Annotated in this window: 18 protein-coding genes and 1 riboswitch; of the genes, 4 read left to right on the forward strand and 14 right to left on the reverse strand. The window is 49.9% G+C overall.

Features of this window, described 5'->3' with window-relative positions; genetic code table 11:
• Positions 1 to 37: 37 nt before the first annotated feature.
• Positions 38 to 1,360, reverse strand: coding sequence for a CitMHS family transporter (locus tag B4923_RS03750; protein ID WP_109053018.1), 1,323 nt, complete (start codon positions 1,358 to 1,360; stop codon positions 38 to 40).
• Positions 1,361 to 1,845: 485 nt separating this feature from the next.
• Here B4923_RS03750 and B4923_RS03755 point away from each other — a divergent pair, with 485 nt between their 5' ends.
• Complete coding sequence (locus B4923_RS03755; RefSeq protein WP_109053019.1) at positions 1,846 to 2,745, forward strand: LysR family transcriptional regulator; 900 nt, start codon at positions 1,846 to 1,848, stop codon at positions 2,743 to 2,745.
• A gap of 14 nt (positions 2,746 to 2,759) precedes the next feature.
• On the opposite strand, the gene B4923_RS03760 is transcribed toward B4923_RS03755, so the two are convergent.
• Genes B4923_RS03760 through B4923_RS03775 form a run of 4 tightly spaced genes read right to left on the reverse strand, consistent with a single transcriptional unit; the run spans position 2,760 to position 5,152 of the window.
• Complete coding sequence (locus tag B4923_RS03760; RefSeq protein ID WP_109053020.1) at positions 2,760 to 2,951, reverse strand: YpfN family protein; 192 nt, start codon at positions 2,949 to 2,951, stop codon at positions 2,760 to 2,762.
• A gap of 2 nt (positions 2,952 to 2,953) precedes the next feature.
• Complete coding sequence (locus B4923_RS03765) at positions 2,954 to 3,628, reverse strand: M15 family metallopeptidase (protein WP_109053021.1); 675 nt, start codon at positions 3,626 to 3,628, stop codon at positions 2,954 to 2,956.
• On the reverse strand, positions 3,625 to 4,752 hold the full coding sequence (gene dapE, locus B4923_RS03770; RefSeq protein WP_109053022.1) for a succinyl-diaminopimelate desuccinylase: 1,128 nt from the start codon (positions 4,750 to 4,752) through the stop codon (positions 3,625 to 3,627). The genes B4923_RS03765 and dapE overlap by 4 nt, the downstream gene beginning before the upstream one ends.
• A 1-nt stretch (position 4,753) precedes the next feature.
• Complete coding sequence (locus B4923_RS03775) at positions 4,754 to 5,152, reverse strand: ArsC family reductase (RefSeq protein WP_109053023.1); 399 nt, start codon at positions 5,150 to 5,152, stop codon at positions 4,754 to 4,756.
• A 722-nt stretch (positions 5,153 to 5,874) separates the two neighbouring features.
• Here B4923_RS03775 and ypfM point away from each other — a divergent pair.
• Positions 5,875 to 5,934, forward strand: a complete 60-nt coding sequence (gene ypfM, locus B4923_RS21280; protein WP_109053067.1) for a protein YpfM — start codon at positions 5,875 to 5,877, stop codon at positions 5,932 to 5,934.
• Positions 5,935 to 6,214: 280 nt separating this feature from the next.
• Here the strand turns inward: ypfM and B4923_RS03785 are convergent, their stop codons facing one another.
• Positions 6,215 to 6,916: an aspartate/glutamate racemase family protein gene (locus tag B4923_RS03785; protein WP_109053024.1), complete on the reverse strand. Its 702-nt coding sequence runs from the start codon at positions 6,914 to 6,916 to the stop codon at positions 6,215 to 6,217.
• 221 nt (positions 6,917 to 7,137) lie between these two features.
• On the opposite strand from B4923_RS03785, the gene cspE reads away from it, so the two are divergent.
• Positions 7,138 to 7,347 carry a transcription antiterminator/RNA stability regulator CspE gene (cspE, locus tag B4923_RS03790; RefSeq protein WP_009113827.1) on the forward strand — a complete coding sequence of 70 codons (210 nt, stop codon included), beginning with the start codon at positions 7,138 to 7,140 and terminating at the stop codon, positions 7,345 to 7,347.
• A 73-nt stretch (positions 7,348 to 7,420) separates the two neighbouring features.
• Here the strand turns inward: cspE and crcB are convergent, their stop codons facing one another.
• On the reverse strand, positions 7,421 to 7,804 hold the full coding sequence (gene crcB, locus B4923_RS03795; protein WP_109053025.1) for a fluoride efflux transporter CrcB: 384 nt from the start codon (positions 7,802 to 7,804) through the stop codon (positions 7,421 to 7,423).
• Between the two features lie 69 nt (positions 7,805 to 7,873).
• Positions 7,874 to 7,934: riboswitch (Fluoride riboswitch) on the reverse strand.
• Positions 7,935 to 8,109: 175 nt separating this feature from the next.
• On the opposite strand from crcB, the gene tatE reads away from it, so the two are divergent.
• A complete protein-coding gene (gene tatE, locus B4923_RS03800) occupies positions 8,110 to 8,295 on the forward strand; it encodes a twin-arginine translocase subunit TatE (RefSeq protein WP_109053026.1) in 186 nt (61 codons plus the stop codon).
• Between the two features lie 104 nt (positions 8,296 to 8,399).
• Here tatE and lipA read toward each other — a convergent pair whose 3' ends face one another.
• The 7 genes from lipA to mrdA all read right to left on the reverse strand — a co-directional run bounded on the left by lipA (position 8,400) and on the right by mrdA (position 16,289).
• Positions 8,400 to 9,365 carry a lipoyl synthase gene (gene lipA, locus B4923_RS03805; protein WP_109053027.1) on the reverse strand — a complete coding sequence of 322 codons (966 nt, stop codon included), beginning with the start codon at positions 9,363 to 9,365 and terminating at the stop codon, positions 8,400 to 8,402.
• 179 nt (positions 9,366 to 9,544) lie between these two features.
• Positions 9,545 to 10,288, reverse strand: a complete 744-nt coding sequence (gene lipB, locus B4923_RS03810) for a lipoyl(octanoyl) transferase LipB (protein ID WP_211313918.1) — start codon at positions 10,286 to 10,288, stop codon at positions 9,545 to 9,547.
• A gap of 106 nt (positions 10,289 to 10,394) precedes the next feature.
• Complete coding sequence (gene ybeD / locus B4923_RS03815; RefSeq protein WP_109053028.1) at positions 10,395 to 10,658, reverse strand: DUF493 family protein YbeD; 264 nt, start codon at positions 10,656 to 10,658, stop codon at positions 10,395 to 10,397.
• Positions 10,659 to 10,763: 105 nt separating this feature from the next.
• Positions 10,764 to 11,975: a D-alanyl-D-alanine carboxypeptidase DacA gene (gene dacA, locus B4923_RS03820; RefSeq protein WP_109053029.1), complete on the reverse strand. Its 1,212-nt coding sequence runs from the start codon at positions 11,973 to 11,975 to the stop codon at positions 10,764 to 10,766.
• Between the two features lie 209 nt (positions 11,976 to 12,184).
• Positions 12,185 to 13,249, reverse strand: coding sequence for an endolytic peptidoglycan transglycosylase RlpA (gene rlpA / locus B4923_RS03825; protein WP_109053030.1), 1,065 nt, complete (start codon positions 13,247 to 13,249; stop codon positions 12,185 to 12,187).
• 14 nt (positions 13,250 to 13,263) lie between these two features.
• Positions 13,264 to 14,376 (reverse strand): peptidoglycan glycosyltransferase MrdB, encoded by a 1,113-nt coding sequence (gene mrdB, locus B4923_RS03830; RefSeq protein ID WP_109053031.1) that lies wholly within the window; start codon positions 14,374 to 14,376, stop codon positions 13,264 to 13,266.
• 8 nt (positions 14,377 to 14,384) lie between these two features.
• On the reverse strand, positions 14,385 to 16,289 hold the full coding sequence (gene mrdA / locus B4923_RS03835) for a peptidoglycan DD-transpeptidase MrdA (protein ID WP_109053032.1): 1,905 nt from the start codon (positions 16,287 to 16,289) through the stop codon (positions 14,385 to 14,387).
• Positions 16,290 to 16,306: the final 17 nt, after the last annotated feature.

The raw sequence follows: 16,306 nt of genomic DNA on the forward strand, positions 1-16,306 counted from the left end.
TCTGTTGTCGTCCTAATGGGAAAGCCGCGAGCTTCCCCTACAGCGGAAACACCCCAAAGATGACGCAGGCGAACGTCATGATGACGCTGGCGGCCCAGAGCACAGGAATCGAGAATTTCTGGTGATCTGCGAGATCAACGCCAGCCAGACTGACCAGCAGGAAGGTCGCAGGCGTCAGCGGACTGACCGGGAAACCGGTGGTCATCTGCCCCAGTACGGATGCCTGAGCAACCTGAATAGGCGGTACGCCCAGCATGTCTACGGTATGGGCGATAACAGGCATAATGCCGAAGTAGTAAGAGTCGGGATCGAATACCAGGCTCAGCGGCATGGAGATCAGGCCGACAATAAACGGAATGTGCGAGGCAAAAGATTCAGGGACAAAGCTGACGGCGGACAGCGACATGGCTTTCAGCATGCCGGTGCCGCTCATGATGCCGGTAAATGCCCCTGCGGCGAACAGAATGCTGGCCATCATCAATGCCGCTTTGGCATGCGCATTGATACGTTCTTTCTGCATTTCGACATTCGGGTAGTTGAACATCAGCGCCAGCGTCAGTGCGATCATGAAGGCAACGGTCGGCGAGATCTTGGTAAAGACCATGGTGCCGATAACGGCGATCACCAGTGCAATATTGACCCAGAACATGCGCGGACGGCGCAGCGCCTTTTCGGCATCGGTCAGCTCTTTGACATGGTGTTCGTTACCAATGTTGTGGGCGCCGCTGGCTAACGGGTTGCCTGCGGCCAGACCCAGACGCTTTTCTTCTTTCTTACCCCAGTAATAACCCATCAGAACCATAAAGGTCAGGCCGCAGAGCTGCGCCGGGATCAGGGGAATGAACAAGTCATGGGTGGTGGTGTTCAGCGCGGCGGCGGCGCGGATCATCGGGCCGGTCCATGGCAGGAAGTTAACGCCGGCGCTGAGGGCGGTGATACCGACCAGAATGCGTTTATCCATCCCGAGTTTGTTAAACAGCGGCAGCATGGCGGGGATGGTGATCAGGAAGGTAACGGCTCCGTTGCCATCCAGGTGAGCGATCAATGCCAGTACGCCTGTGCCAATGATGATTTTGACCGGATTTGTACCGACAACTCGCAAAATCCCTCTGATAATAGGATCAAACATGCCGGCATCGGTCACCACGCCGAAAAAGGCAATGGCGAAAACGAACATGGCCGCCATGGGCGCGAGTTTGGTAATCCCGTCAACAACATATTTTGCCGTGTCGGTCCCGCTGCCTGCCGCGAGCGCGCCAATGACGGGAATAACAATTAATGCCACCAGCGGGGACATTCGTTTCGTCATGATGAAAAATAGCAGGGTGGCTATCGTAAGCACCCCGATTAGGGCTAGCATAAAGAACTCCTCTCTCTATTATTATATGTTACATATATGTTTCATTTACAATAAATTAAACAACTCAATAAAATCTCATCGAATAAATAACAAATATAAAATGAATACATAACCCAGAGTCGTTTGATTTTTGTTGACGCTATTTTTATCACTACGAATCGTTCTATACTAACTCGTAATTGCAATGGTTTTATTTATAAAAACAATGAATTTATTTTATTTGTTAGTGCGATAAATCATAATGATTTATTTATAAATCCATAATTAATTGTTTTTATTGGGAAAGGTTGGTTTATACCGATGCGGTGTCGTTTAGGAGATGTGATATTGATTGAAAATGGTTATTGGGATGAGAATTAACGGTGAAAATCAAGAATAAATAATTGCGGAGTAGATCATAAAAATAAAATGTATTGATTGTTTTTCGTTGAATTTGCCCTTTTTTTATCTGACACTCCATTTTTATTTATGCAGTCAGGGACGTTATGAATTTATCCATAAAACAATTGCGGGCGTTCATCGCGTTAACGGAAACCGATAATTTTACTCGTGCGGCGCAGAAAATAAATCTCTCGCAACCCGCATTTAGCGCACTAATTGCCGGGCTGGAAGAAGAGGTTGGATACCGGTTATTCGATAGGGATACCCGTAAAGTCCAACTGAATGCAGACGGCATCCATTTTATTGACATCGCTCGTCGGCTCATTCAAACACATGACGACGCCGTCGGTGAAATTAAATCTTATGCCACCGGGTATAAAGGTAAAATCGTACTGGCGGTGTTGCCGTCCATGGCCGTGGAGTGGTTGCCTCAGGTGTTGGCGCAGTATCACCACGCGTATCCCAAAATCAAGGTTGAACTGCTGGATACGCAGTGGGACCGCTGTTTGAAAGCGGTGCTGGATGGGCAGGCCGATCTGGCGTTAACCGCCGGACAACCGTCACCGGGAACATTCAGCTCCAAAATGTTGTTTGCGGATAACTTCTATCTGATTTGTCATAACCGCCACCCTCTTGCCCAGCGTGATGCGGTGGATGTGGCTGAAGTGGCGGAATATCCCTTCGTCGGGTTTTGTCAGGGCACCAGTATCCGGCAATACACCGATCGGCTTATGGAGCCGCATGGCTTTAACTACGTGCTTGAGGTGCGCCAGTTGACGACCATGATGGGGCTGGTGGCGGCCAATTATGGCGTCAGTATTGTGACGGGATTAACGTTGTTCCAGTTTCAACACAAAGACATTGCCATTATTCCGTTTCGGGATTTGTCGTTGAAGCGCGGGATTTATCTGGTGACAGACAAAGAACGGCAGCTTTCTGTCTGTGCCAAAGAGTTTTATGATTTTCTTCAGGAGCGGGCAGAAAGCTTTGTTCCAGCGTCTTGATGACCGGCCGTTCATCAGGGTTTTTTCTGCGGCCAGTCATCCTCTTCGTCATCCCATTTATCGTTGTTATCACGATGAGGAGGAAGCTTCGGTTTGTTGAGCAGAAATTTTTTGTGATCAACATTGCGCAGTTCTTTAATGCCGTTGATCAACATGCCTATCAGGATAATCAGGATTACCCACCAGTAGTCAGCCAGCCATGCCATGATTAAGCTCCATCAACATTATGGATAAAACGGGTAAACAGCTGTGGCAGATGCTCGCATAACCAGTTAGATCCCGCGATATCTTCGCCTTGCCAGGCTGAGCGAATAATGTCGGACGTAAGCTGTTGTTCCGCATGTTGTGCCAGTGGATAATAGCTGATATGCCAGGGTTCTGCTGCGACGCCGCCGAGATCGTGAGCATAAGGGCGATAAAATCCGTATTCATGCATATGCTGACTCAGCCAGATATTCAGCGCCGCAAAGTAACCGCCAGGCTCGTATTCCCAGGGTTCCAGTTGCAGTTTTTGCCCCTCGGGCAGCAAATTCGGATCGTAAATATCCAGATCGCTGCCCCAGTGATGTCGGCTGGCGCCGGGCATGGCGGACCAGCGTAAAATCGCTTTGCAGCGCTCGCCTTCATCCAGCGCCAGGATGTCCAGCGGCTGACCATCGTTGCCCGTCACCGGGCGCTCTCCTCTGAATTTTCCATTCCAGATTAACCGCTGACGTTCGAAGTCACGAAAGGTGCTGGCAGGCTGTAGATTAAGCCCGTCTTTGGCGGCGGCCTGCTGCATCGCCTGAAATGCGGGGATGGTTTCAGGATGAAGACGGTGAGGACCACTTAATGTGACCAGATGACTGTCGCTTTTACCGGTTAACATGGCATGAGTCATCATGCGAGTAGTTGCTCCATAACGCGCTGATACATCCGGCTTAACAACTGCAAATCCGCAGCGCTGACGCACTCGTCCACTTTGTGGATAGTGGCGTTAACCGGGCCGAGTTCTACCACCTGAGCACCCATTCGGGCGATAAAGCGTCCGTCTGATGTGCCGCCGTTGGTCAACAACGCAGGCGTCACTTCATGGTAATGCTCTACGGCGTTAACCACCGCATCAACCAGTTCACCACGGGCTGTCAGGAATGGCTGACCGGAAAGACTCCAGTCGATAGTGTAGTTTAGCTGGTGGCGATCAAATAGTTCGGCAACGCGTTGTTTAATAAGTTCATCCGTCAGTTCCGTGCTGAAACGGAAATTGAACTGCACCGATAATTCCCCTGGAATTACGTTGCTGCTGCCGGTGCCAGCCTGAATATTGGCAATCTGCATGCTGGTTGGCGGAAAGAATTCATTGCCCTGATCCCATTCTGTCGTTACCAGTTCATTCAGTGCGGACATGGCCCGATGTACAGGATTATCTGCCAGATGAGGGTAGGCGACGTGGCCTTGCACGCCTTGTACCCGCAAATTGGCGGTGATGGAGCCGCGGCGACCGTTTTTCACAACGTCGCCGACTACGGTGGTGCTGGAGGGTTCACCGACCAGACAATAATCGAGTCGCTCGTGGCGTGCCATCAACGTTTCGACCACTTTGACCGTGCCATTAACGGCGCTGGCTTCTTCATCCGATGTGATCAGGAAGGCTAAACGTCCCTGATGATTGGGATGCGCTGCCACGAAACGTTCCGCAGCCACCACCATCGCTGCCAGCGAGCCTTTCATATCCGCTGCGCCACGGCCATATAACATACCGTCGCGAATGGTGGGTTCAAAAGGAGGATGCTGCCAACGGCTTTCATCTCCGCTGGGTACGACATCGGTATGTCCGGCAAACGCGAGGGTTTTTCCGGTTCCGCGCCATGCCCAGAAATTCTGTGTATCGCCGAAGTTCATGGGTTCGATGGTGAAACCGATGGCTTGCAGGCGTTCAATCATGAGTTCCTGACAGCCTTCATCATTTGGACTGAGGGAAGGGCGTTTAATCAACAGTTGAGCAAGTTCGATGACCGGACAAGACACGTTATTTGTTCTCCGCAATAAATTTCTGATAGCTGTCGGCACTGAAACCAAGCAGCGCTTTTCCATTGTCTGTTACCAGCAGAGGGCGCTTGATCACGGCGGGTTGTTCGAGCATCAGGGCCTTCGCCGCCGCTGCGCTCTGGTCGTTGTTCTTGCTGATGAGGTTACGTTGCTCCTCGCTCAGTTTACGCCATGTTGTTCCGCGTGTATTGATAAGAGGTTGCCAGCCGAGCAGATTAATAAAATGTTGCAGGCGTTGTTCGTCCAGACCATCGGCGCGATAGTCATGAAAGTGGTAATCAATTTGCTGTTCTTCCAGCCAGCGGCGAGCTTTTTTTATGGTGTCGCAGTTTTTGATGCCGTATAGCGTAAGCAAACTTTTTTCGCTCTTGTCGTTCATGAAAAAATGTTACCTATATGTGTGAGTTCTGAGCAACCGTCAACGTGATGGTATTGATAGACAAAGGTCAATGTTGCTTCGGTGTTTCGATGATAATGCCGCATCACAAGGTTTCGATCCACAGTATGAAACGATCGTGGCTGAAGGAAGGCCGGTATTCAAAGGATATCCTCGACAGGATATGGGTCTATCCCTCTGTAAATTATCGCTATTGATAGATTTTTGTGATCAAAATACCATTAATCGATCGATTATAACGATAGTTTTACAGTAGTGTTAACAGGCCAACACCGGGAAATAATATAATGTTAACGTGCTAATTATTATAATAAGAATTGTGGTTGCGCACTGATGATGGCTGTATTGTCTATTTTTATGACTTACTCAATTAAAAGGACTTTTTGATATAGCCAGTGGCTACGGATTATGGGAAATGAGTAAGTTTATGAATTAATAATAAATAAGTAGAAGAGAGGTATTATCTGTCTTCTACTTATTTATATTTGCCAACAACAGAACCCGCTGATTTATAGTAAATATCTTCTTTTGTGGACAATAGCAGGGGAGACGGTTTCTGGTCTGCCTCCAAAAAAACGGTGAGATCTACAGTGAACTAAAAAAGCAGGAATGAGAGGTTGTACGCTTTTTATACTTTCATAAGGCTTTTACCTGTTCAAAAAGTGTGCGTATAATACGTCGCCGTTAATTATTAAGAGGTCCATATGATAGAAGTAGAAGTGAGTAATTGGAAAGATTTTATCGAAGCAATGTTACGTAAATAATAATTAAATGTTATGCCCGCCATTGCAAACCAGGAATAAAATCGTAGTGAAGTAGGCAGTATTGAGAATACCAATACTGCCTTTGTTTTATACAAAATGAGGAAACCTGAGTAAATAAAAGAGGGTATTTTATTTTTATATTTAAATCATAATGTTGTGATTTTTACTCGTTTCCGCTCATGATACGGGCCTGTTTTAGGGCTGTTTTAACCTGAAAATAGGGAACTTCTTACCGCGTCGTCTTACCTTCTGTTGACCTGTTTTTGTGACTGAAGACGGTTCACCTATCGAGCGCATATTGGGCTGCGGCGAGAGCGTGTAACGTGCTGGTATCAAAAAGAGGAACGGTAGCATCTTTTGCACTGATGAGGAGTGGGATCTCTGTACAGCCAAGGATAATGCCTTCGGCACCTTGCTGTTCAAGTTGCTGGATGATTTTTTGGTATGCCCGGCGTGAAGCATCAACGATTTTCCCCTGACACAACTCGTCGTAAATAATACGGTTTACCACCGATTTTCCCGCTTGATCAGGCACAATGACTTCAACGTGGTAACGATCGTAAAGCCTCTGTCGGTAGAAATCCTGCTCCATGGTATACCGCGTTCCCAATAGGCCGACTTTCTTTAATCCGTGTTTTTTCAGGCTTTCACCGGTGGCATCGGCGATATGTAAAAGAGGCAGTTTGCTGGCGAGTTCAATGTGGTCCGCCACTTTATGCATGGTATTGGTGCAAATGACGATAGCATCGGCACCCGCCTGACGTAGCCCTATGGCTATCCCGGAGAGTACCTCTGCCGCTTGTTCCCAGTCACCTTGTGATTGCAGACGCTCAATATCGTGAAAGTTCACGCTATGCAGAATGATTTTGGCGGAATGTAAACCGCCAAGCTGGTTTTTAACGTATTCATTGATCGTGCGATAGTAGGGGATGGTGGATTCCCAACTCATGCCGCCGATTAAACCGAGTGTTTTCATCGTCATTTTCCTTCGACAATTGATACCATAAAAAGTGTTGAATAGAGTGGAAAGTACCTGTCAGAGACCTGCATGCCGTCAGAATTCGTCTGCCTTTTCGTTCAGCATACATTTTTAGCGATTTTTATCACTTTTTATCCATCTTCAACTGGACAAATGAGCAATCTATTGCTGTACTGTACGGGACACAGATTTTGTGTCTTTCATTCATGTTAAAGGTAAGTTTGATGTCTAAGATTAAAGGTAGCGTTAAGTGGTTTAATGAGTCCAAAGGATTCGGTTTCATTACTCCGGAAGATGGTAGCAAAGACGTTTTCGTACATTTCTCTGCCATTCAGAGCAACGGTTTCAAAACTCTGGCCGAAGGTCAGCGTGTAGAGTTTGAAATCACCAGCGGTGCGAAAGGTCCATCTGCTGCTAACGTTATCGCTATTTAATTATACCGATTTCTTGAAAAACCCGCTGGAAAGCGGGTTTTTTTTGCGCCGATTTTTGGCTTTGGCATCATTGTTAGTGGGTGGTCACCCATGTTACCAGCGCGAAAGCCAGCGCGGTCATGAGCAGCGATCCAGCCAGATTCAGCAAAACATGCAATCCCGCCGCCGCCAGGTGTCCACTCTGCAAGAACATAACCACCTCAGCGGAAAACGTCGAGAAGGTGGTTAAACCGCCGCAGAGCCCCGTAGTTATAAAGATTTTCCAATCTTGACCGAGATGGGGTTGGCGCAGGAAGTAAGCCAGTGCGCCGCCGATAATAAATGCGCCAATCAGGTTAGCCAATGAGGTTCCCAGCGGCAGATTGGCGTACAGGTTGTTAAATTTCAAACCTAACAGCCAGCGCGCGACGCTTCCTATTCCACCACCAATAAATACCGCAAGCATTGTACTGAACATAATGACCCTTTTTCATAATACCAGGAGATCTCGGAGAGCAGCGCGCAGGATACTACGTCCCCTTCCGAGGAATACGTAGACATCATCAGCCGAATGGCGGTTATGGAGGAATGTCATCTCCGTTTGGCAGAGAAAGTCTACGCTTTCTTCATGCATTTTTGTAGTTTCGCTGGATGTGAAGAGGACCGGTATGGCGTCTTAATTTGTTACAGATGGCGATTGTTTTGCAAATCGGAAGGTTCTACATAGAAAGGATATTCTTCGTTCGCCGGACTTCTCCGGCATCTGTAATCAGGTAGGTAAGTATGGAAGGTATCAGTATTGCCAAACTGTTGGTCATCGGCGCATTGATCGTACTGTTATTTGGCACGAATAAACTGCGCAGTCTGGGGGGCGATCTGGGCGCGGCGATTAAAGGGTTCAAGAAGGCAATGAATGACGATCGGCCGGCAAAGAGCAATGATCCCGACACGTCTCGTAAAGAGCCCTGATCTGCTGGACCAAATGAAAACGAACGGCATAGCCGTCCGTTTTCATTACCCAAGCCGATGTGTAACTAAATATAAGCGCGCCGCCCGTGCTTATATCGGGTCATTTATTTCACTTCAATCCCTTTTGCCTGCAGGTCGGCATGGTAAGAGGAGCGAACAAACGGTCCACAGGCCGCATGGGTGAATCCCATTGCCATGGCTTCGGTTTTCATTTCGTCGAACTCTTCAGGGCTGACATAACGCTGTACGGGAAGGTGGTGACGGCTTGGCTGCAAATATTGTCCCAGCGTCAGCATGGTTACACCGTGACGGCGCAGGTCGCGCATTACGTCAACAATCTCGGCATTGGTTTCACCCAGACCGACCATCAAACCGGATTTGGTTGGAATAGCAGGGTGAGCAGTCTTGAAATTTTCCAGCAGTTTCAAGGACCATTCGTAGTTGGCGCCGGGGCGAACCTGACGATAAATACGCGGTACGTTCTCCAGATTATGGTTGAATACGTCTGGCGGCGTGGCGGTCAGAATATCCAGTGCGCGATCCATTCGGCCACGGAAATCCGGTACCAGCGTTTCGATGCGAATATTGGGGTTCTTGCGGCGGATTGCATTGATGCAATCCGCAAAATGTTGGGCTCCGCCGTCGCGCAGATCATCACGGTCAACCGAGGTGATAACCACGTAGCGCAGTCCCATATCATGAATGGTTTGCGCCAGTTTTTCCGGCTCGTTGGCATCAGGAGCGATAGGACGGCCATGGGCAACGTCGCAGAATGGACAACGACGCGTACAAATGGCGCCCAGAATCATGAACGTTGCCGTGCCATGGTTAAAACATTCAGCCAGATTTGGGCAGGAAGCCTCTTCGCAAACCGAGTGCAGCCCATTTTTACGCATTGCGGCTTTAATACCCTGAATACGGCTTGAGTCAGCCGGAAGTTTAATCCTCATCCATTCAGGTTTGCGCAGAATTTCCTGTCGCTCGGTGACGACAGTACGCACCGGGATTAGCGCCATTTTATCGGCGTCGCGGTATTTTACGCCGCGCTCGATCTGAATCGGTTTACTCATGTTTGCGTAAGTTCCAGTTCTGAATCGTTTCTCTGAATTTTTTATCTAAATTCAAAGGATTATGTGTTTCGTTAAAATTTTTTTTAAAAAACTCTAAAAATTATATCATCTTGCCTGACGACAATCAGCTTTTGAGCAATCAAAATGAAGAAATTATGTAAATAAAATGTGATTAATCGTCAGGCGTAATCTATCCCACTGTTTGTTGATGAACTTTTTGGCGACAGGATCGCACTATTTTCAATGGGTTGCGGTTCACCCTGCGTGGTCATATTCCAGTGAACGAGCTCGTGTTCACGGTAATTTAACTGTTGCAGAAATGTCTTCACAAGAACGGGAGCGGTATCTTCGAGCGTCACGCCGGGCACCAGTTCGCTGAGCTGCGTCATCACCATACCGGCATAGCCACAGGGATTGATACGTAGGAATGGCGACAGATCCATTGCAATGTTCAGCGCCAATCCATGGAAAGAGCATCCTTTGCGAATACGTAGCCCCAGCGAACAGATTTTGCGTTCACCGACATACACGCCGGGCGCGTCGGCGCGCGCATGGGCCTTGATGTGGAAATCAGCCAGCGTATCCACGACGGTATTCTCTATCAATGTCACCAGTTGGCGAACGCCCAGCTTGCGTCGCTTCAAATCAATCAGAATATACATCACCTGCTGGCCGGGGCCATGGTAGGTGACCTGTCCGCCTCTGTCGCTCTGAATGACAGGGATGTCGCCGGGCATGAGAACATGTTCCGCTTTCCCCGCCTGGCCTTGGGTGAACACCGGCGAGTGTTGAACCAGCCAGATTTCGTCCAGCGTTTTGTCGTCGCGCAGATCGGTGAACTTATGCATCGCCAGTGAGACGGCTTCGTAAGGTTGTACGTCGAATTGGCGTACGATGATCTTATCCTGTAGCAAGCGTGTCATCTTCAGGTTAAGGAAAGGATGGAGAGGATTATAGCGGCGGGAAACACACTAAGCACGTTTTCCCGCCGCATTATGTCATCGGCAGACGGCGAAAGATGGAAATGGGTTACAGCACCATCCGAACAATTTCGATGTTGCCCAGTTCTTCATACAGCGTTTCCACCTGCTCAATGTGTGTGGCAGTAATGGTGATGGAAATGGAATGGTAATTCCCTTTGCTGCTGGGTTTGACTTGTGGCGTATAGTCGCCGGGCGCATGACGTTGCACCACTTCAACGACCTGATCGACCAATTCTGGTTTCGCCAATCCCATCACCTTGTAAGTAAAAGGGCAGGGGAATTCAAGCAGTTCGTTTAATTTGGTTTTCATCTGCGCTCCAGAGCGTATTGCAATTGTATAAATTATCACTCCCGCCGAATGCGGGAGTGAGCAACATCATCTATATGGGGACAAACTGTCCCCTTGCAAGAGGGATTAACCGAACCAGTGATGGAACATCAGTTTAATGTAGTCGATCATACGACCGAAGATCCCGCCTTCTTTGACTTCGTTCATGACAACCAACGGACGCTGGTCGATGGTTTTTCCATCCAACTGGAAGTTGATTGCACCCACAACCTGATTTTTGGCCAGCGGCGCATGCAGTTCGGTATTATCCAGCACATAGCTGGCTTTCAGGTCTTTCATGCGGCCGCGTGGAATGGTCAGATAAACATCTTTCTCAACACCTAATGCAACCCGATCGTTGTCACCGAACCAGACTGGCTCGGAAGCGAACTCTTTACCGGTTTTCAGCGGGGCGACAGTTTCAAAGAAGCGGAAACCCCAGGTCAGCAGTTTCTTGCTTTCGGCTTCACGGCCTTTAAAGGTTCGTCCCCCCATCACCGTTGAGATCAGGCGCATCTGGCCTTCCGTCGCAGAGGCGACCAGATTATAGCCTGCGGATGAAGTGTGGCCGGTTTTAATCCCATCCACGTTCAGGCTGCTATCCCACAGCAATCCATTACGGTTGGGCTGACGGATATTGTTAAAGGTGAAATCTTTCTCTTTGTAGGTCGCGTATTCTTCCGGCACATCGCGGATGAGCGCCTGACCAATCAACGCCATATCACGGGCAGAGCTGAACTGGCCCGGCGCATCGAGGCCGTGTACGGTTTCAAAATTGGTATTTTGCAGGCCAAGCGCTTTCACGTAGCCATTCATCAGATTAACGAATGCATCCTGACTGCCGGCAACATAGTCGGCCATGGCAACGCAGGCATCATTGCCCGATTGCAGGATAATGCCGCGGTTCAGTTGGGAAACCGGTACGCGATCGCCCGGTTTCAAAAACATCAGTGAAGAACCCTTGAAAACAGGGTTGCCGGTCGCCCAGGCGTCTTTACCAACGGTAACGATATCGTTCGGGGTGATTTTCCCTGATTTTATCGCCTGACCGATAACATAACTGGTCATCATTTTGGTCAGGCTGGCCGGATCGCGGCGTGCATCGGCATTCATTTCCGCCAGCACTTTTCCGGAGTTGTAATCAATCAGGATGTATGATTCTGCATCAATTTGCGGGACGCCGGGGATCATCGTTTTCAGATTAATATCATCGGCATAAGCAAAAGAAGATGCACTAATGGCGAGCAAAGCGCCAAGCGCAGTACGTTTAGTAAAACGAGACGTGTTTACAGTATTCATGATTGGAACAACAACATCCGTGGGTATAAGTTAAAAACGAGCCACACTATAGCAGATGAGAAATAGGCAGGCATCAGACATTACGTTACGCGATTTTTCGAAAAGAGCGGGATATTATCTCAACCCGCTCCTGCGCATAAATGCCGGCGACGGTGACGAACCGGTCACCTTATCCTGGATACTGTCACCGATCGGGTGACAGGCCCTTGCTAAAACGTATCGGGTGCGGCAGTGATAAAGGATTGCTGCTGAGCTTCGACTGATAAACGTTGTTGAAGTTCAGTTGCTTGCTGGCGATTTTGGAACGGCCCCAGTTGGATGCGATAAAGCCCGCCGTTAGACGTCACGTTCCCTGTTACCTTGAAACGTTCGCTCAGGCTGCGCAGCCAGGTTTGGGCGCGCTGTTGATCGCTGAGTGCGCCTACCTGGACGACATAACCACCACGCATGGATGGTGCTGTCGGGGTAGCGGCCGCTGCTGCGGGCGCCGGCGTGGTTTCGATAACGCCGGCAGGTAATGCGGAAGGCGCTCTCAGGAAACCACCGGAATGTGAGGATGTGCCACTTTGCGGCATCGTATCGTTTGCCGGCGTTGTCAGGGCGCTATTGCTGATTGGTTGCGTCGCTGCGGTTGATGGCATCGTGTTTTCTTCCATCATTGGCGTGCCGAGACCGCTGGAATTGAAGCTGGGGCGATCGGGGAGCGCAAAGCTCTGTTTGGCGATGCGGGTGCCAATCGTTCCCGGGCCAGACAGCGTGCCGTCAGGTGCAACGTTGATAAAATCGACTTTGACCTTGGTGTTGTTGGAGATGTTCAACCGATCGCCTGCGGCTTTGGAAAGATCGATGATTCTGCCCGGCGTATAGGGGCCGCGATCGTTGACTCTGACCACCAGGCGGCGGCCATTGCTCAGGTTGGTGACACGGACGTAACTGGGTAATGGCAGAGTCGGGTGTGCGGCCGTCAACGCGTTTGGATCAAACACTTCACCAATGGAGGTCCGATTACCGCTGGCCTCTTCGCCATACCAGGTCGCCAGGCCGGTTTCACTGAAATTCTGCGGGTTTTTGACGATCTTATACGTCTTGCCTTTAATGCTGTAGTCCTGCAACGTGCCCTGATTATAAGGTTCATAACGCGGCTCAACGCCGCCGATCTCTTCCGTGGGGCCGTTGTAAACCGCCGCTACGGGCGGAGCGGGTTGTTGTTCCGTGACGGTACAGGCGGAAAGCACCAGAATCACGGCGCCAATCCAAAGCCAATCCTTACGCATTGCTCACCTCGGTTTTATAAGTTCTTGGATAGCATTTTGCGGTGAGTATGTATCGACATAACGATACCAAATCCCGCCATGAGGACGATAAGTGCCGATCCCCCGTAACTCACCAGAGGTAAAGGCACGCCAACAACCGGCAGGATACCACTGACCATCCCGATATTGACGAAAACGTAAACAAACAAAATTAACATCAGACCGCCAACCATGACCCGGCCAAATGAGGTCTGCGCGTTAGCGGCGATAACCAGTCCGCGCATAATGACAAACAGGTACATGGCGAGCAAAACCAATACGCCAATCAATCCCAGCTCCTCAGCCAATACCGCAAAGATAAAGTCGGTATGACGTTCCGGCAAGAACTCTAACTGGGATTGCGTTCCGTGTAGCCAGCCTTTGCCTGACAAACCGCCGGAACCAATGGCAATCTTCGACTGAATAATATGATAACCCGCGCCGAGCGGATCGCTCTCAGGATCGAGCAGCATCATGACGCGAGCTTGCTGGTAATCATGCATCAGGAAGAACCACAGTATGGGAATAAATGCGGCGAGCAACAACACGGCGATACCAATCAGGCGCCAGCTCATGCCCGCCAGAAAGAGTACAAACAGCCCGGATGCGGCGATCAGAATGGAGGTGCCAAGATCCGGCTGTGCGGCAACCAGCAGGGTCGGCGTGAAAATGAGCACCAGCGCAATACCCGTATTCTTGAGTGAAGGCGGGCACATATCGCGGTTGATGAACCGGGCGACCATCAATGGAACCGCAATTTTTGCAATTTCCGATGGTTGAAAACGGACAAACCCCAGATCCAGCCAGCGTTGAGCGCCTTTACTGATTTGCCCAAAGATGTCGACCATCATCAGCAAAATAACGCAAACCACATAAAGATAAGGCGCCCAGCCTTCATAAACCCGCGGAGGAATTTGCGCCATGACAATCATGACGACCAGTCCCAGAACAATCTGTACGACCTTACGTTCCATCATCCCCACATCCTGTCCGCTGGCGCTCCACATGACGAGCAGGCTGTAACCCAGCAACGCCAGGATGCAGATCAGGAAGGGGAAGTCGATGTGGATTTTGGTCCAGATCGAGCCTTTTTGTTGGCTATCGGTCATGAATGCTGTTACTCGCTTTCGCTGCCCGGCGGCGCGGGAGGCGCGCTCGGTAATTCAGTATTGTTGTCACCTAACAGAATGTGATCAAGGATCTGCCGGGTGATCGTACCCACCGTGGGGCCTGCGCCGCCATTTTCCAGAATAATCGACATCGCGACCTTGGGGTTACTATAAGGCGCGAAGGCGACCATCAGTTTATGGTCGCGCAAATGTTCCGCAATTTTTTGTGCATTGTAGGTTTCGTTCTCTTTCAGGCCGAAAACCTGTGCGGTACCGGATTTAGCCGCAATTTTGTAGGGCGCATCGTCAAAACTTTTATGGGCGGTGCCGTTCGGACGGTTTGCGACACCATACATGCCGTCTTTGGCTATTTCCCAGAAACCAGAGTGAATATCGCCAATCTGTTGATGCTCTGTCTGGCGGAACGGCACGATCACCCCGTTTTCGCGGGTACTATAGAGCAGGTGTGGCGTTTTAACCTGCCCGTCATTGATCAGCGTGGTCAGCGCTTTGTTCATCTGTATCGGCGTTGCCGTCCAATAACCTTGCCCGATTCCCACCGGGATAGTGTCACCCTGATACCAGGGCTTTTTGAACCGCCGGAGCTTCCATTCCCGCGTTGGCATATTGCCTGAGCTTTCTTCGGAAATGTCGATGCCGGTTTTTTCGCCGTAGCCAAATTTATTCATCCACTCGGCCAGACGATCGATACCCATGTCATAGGCAACCTGGTAGAAAAACGTATCCGCCGATTCTTCCAGTGATTTGGTCAGGTTAAGGCGGCCATGTCCCCATTTTTTCCAGTCGCGAAAACGTTTTTCTGATCCCGGCAACTGCCACCAACCGGGATCGAACAGCGTCGTGTTGGTTGTAATGACACCGGCTGTCAGAGCGGAAACCGCAATATAGGGTTTTACCGTTGAGGCAGGAGGGTAAATGCCCTGTGTCGCCCGATTGATGAGCGGGCGATTGGGATCGTTGCGTAACTGATTATAGTCTTTGCTGGAGATACCATCGACGAACAGGTTGGGATCATAGCTGGGCGTGGATACCATCGCCAGGATGCCTCCATCGCGCGGATCGGTGACGATAACGGCGGCGCGGCTGCCTTCCAGCAGTTTCTCGATGTATATTTGCAGGCTCAGATCCAACGTCAGGTAGATATCTTTTCCTGCCTGAGGCGGCTGTTCGTGCAATTGCCGGATAACGCGGCCACGGTTATTGACCTCGACTTCCTCGTAACCGGGTTTCCCGTGCAATAAATCCTCATAATGGCGTTCGATACCCAGCTTGCCGATATCATGGGTCGCGGCGTAATCCGCGAGCTTTTCTTCTTTGTTTAGCCGCTCGACATCTTTGTCATTGATTTTCGACACATAGCCGATGACGTGTGTGAGCGCGGAACCATAGGGGTAATAGCGACGCTGATAGCCTTTGACCTCAACGCCGGGAAAACGGTATTGGTTGACGGAGAAACGGGCGACCTGCAAATCGCTTAACGCGGTTTTGACCGGAATCGAGGTAAAACGGCGTGAACGTTTACGCTCTTTTTCAAAACTTTCCAGTTCGTCGTCGGTCAAATCGATAATGGGTTTTAGCGCATCCAGCGTAGCCTGTAGGTTTTCCACTTTTTCCGGCACCAGTTCCAACTGGTAAATGGTCCGGTTCAGCGCCAGCGGAATACCATTGCGGTCGTAGATAATGCCGCGACTGGGTGCGATAGGAACCAGCTTGATGCGGTTTTCATTGGAGCGAGTACGGTAGTCATCGACACGTAAAACCTGCAGATGATAAAGATTGGCGATCAACACGCCGGTGAGCAGTAAAATGCCCAAAAACGCCACTAAAGCGCGACGCACGAACAGGGCGGACTCAGCCGAATAATCACGAAAGGGCTTACGTTCTATTTTCATCCAGCGATTTATTTCAC

Origin of the sequence: Brenneria roseae subsp. americana, from assembly GCF_003115815.1 — a bacterium.
GTDB classification, from domain to species: Bacteria; Pseudomonadota; Gammaproteobacteria; order Enterobacterales; family Enterobacteriaceae; genus Brenneria; species Brenneria roseae.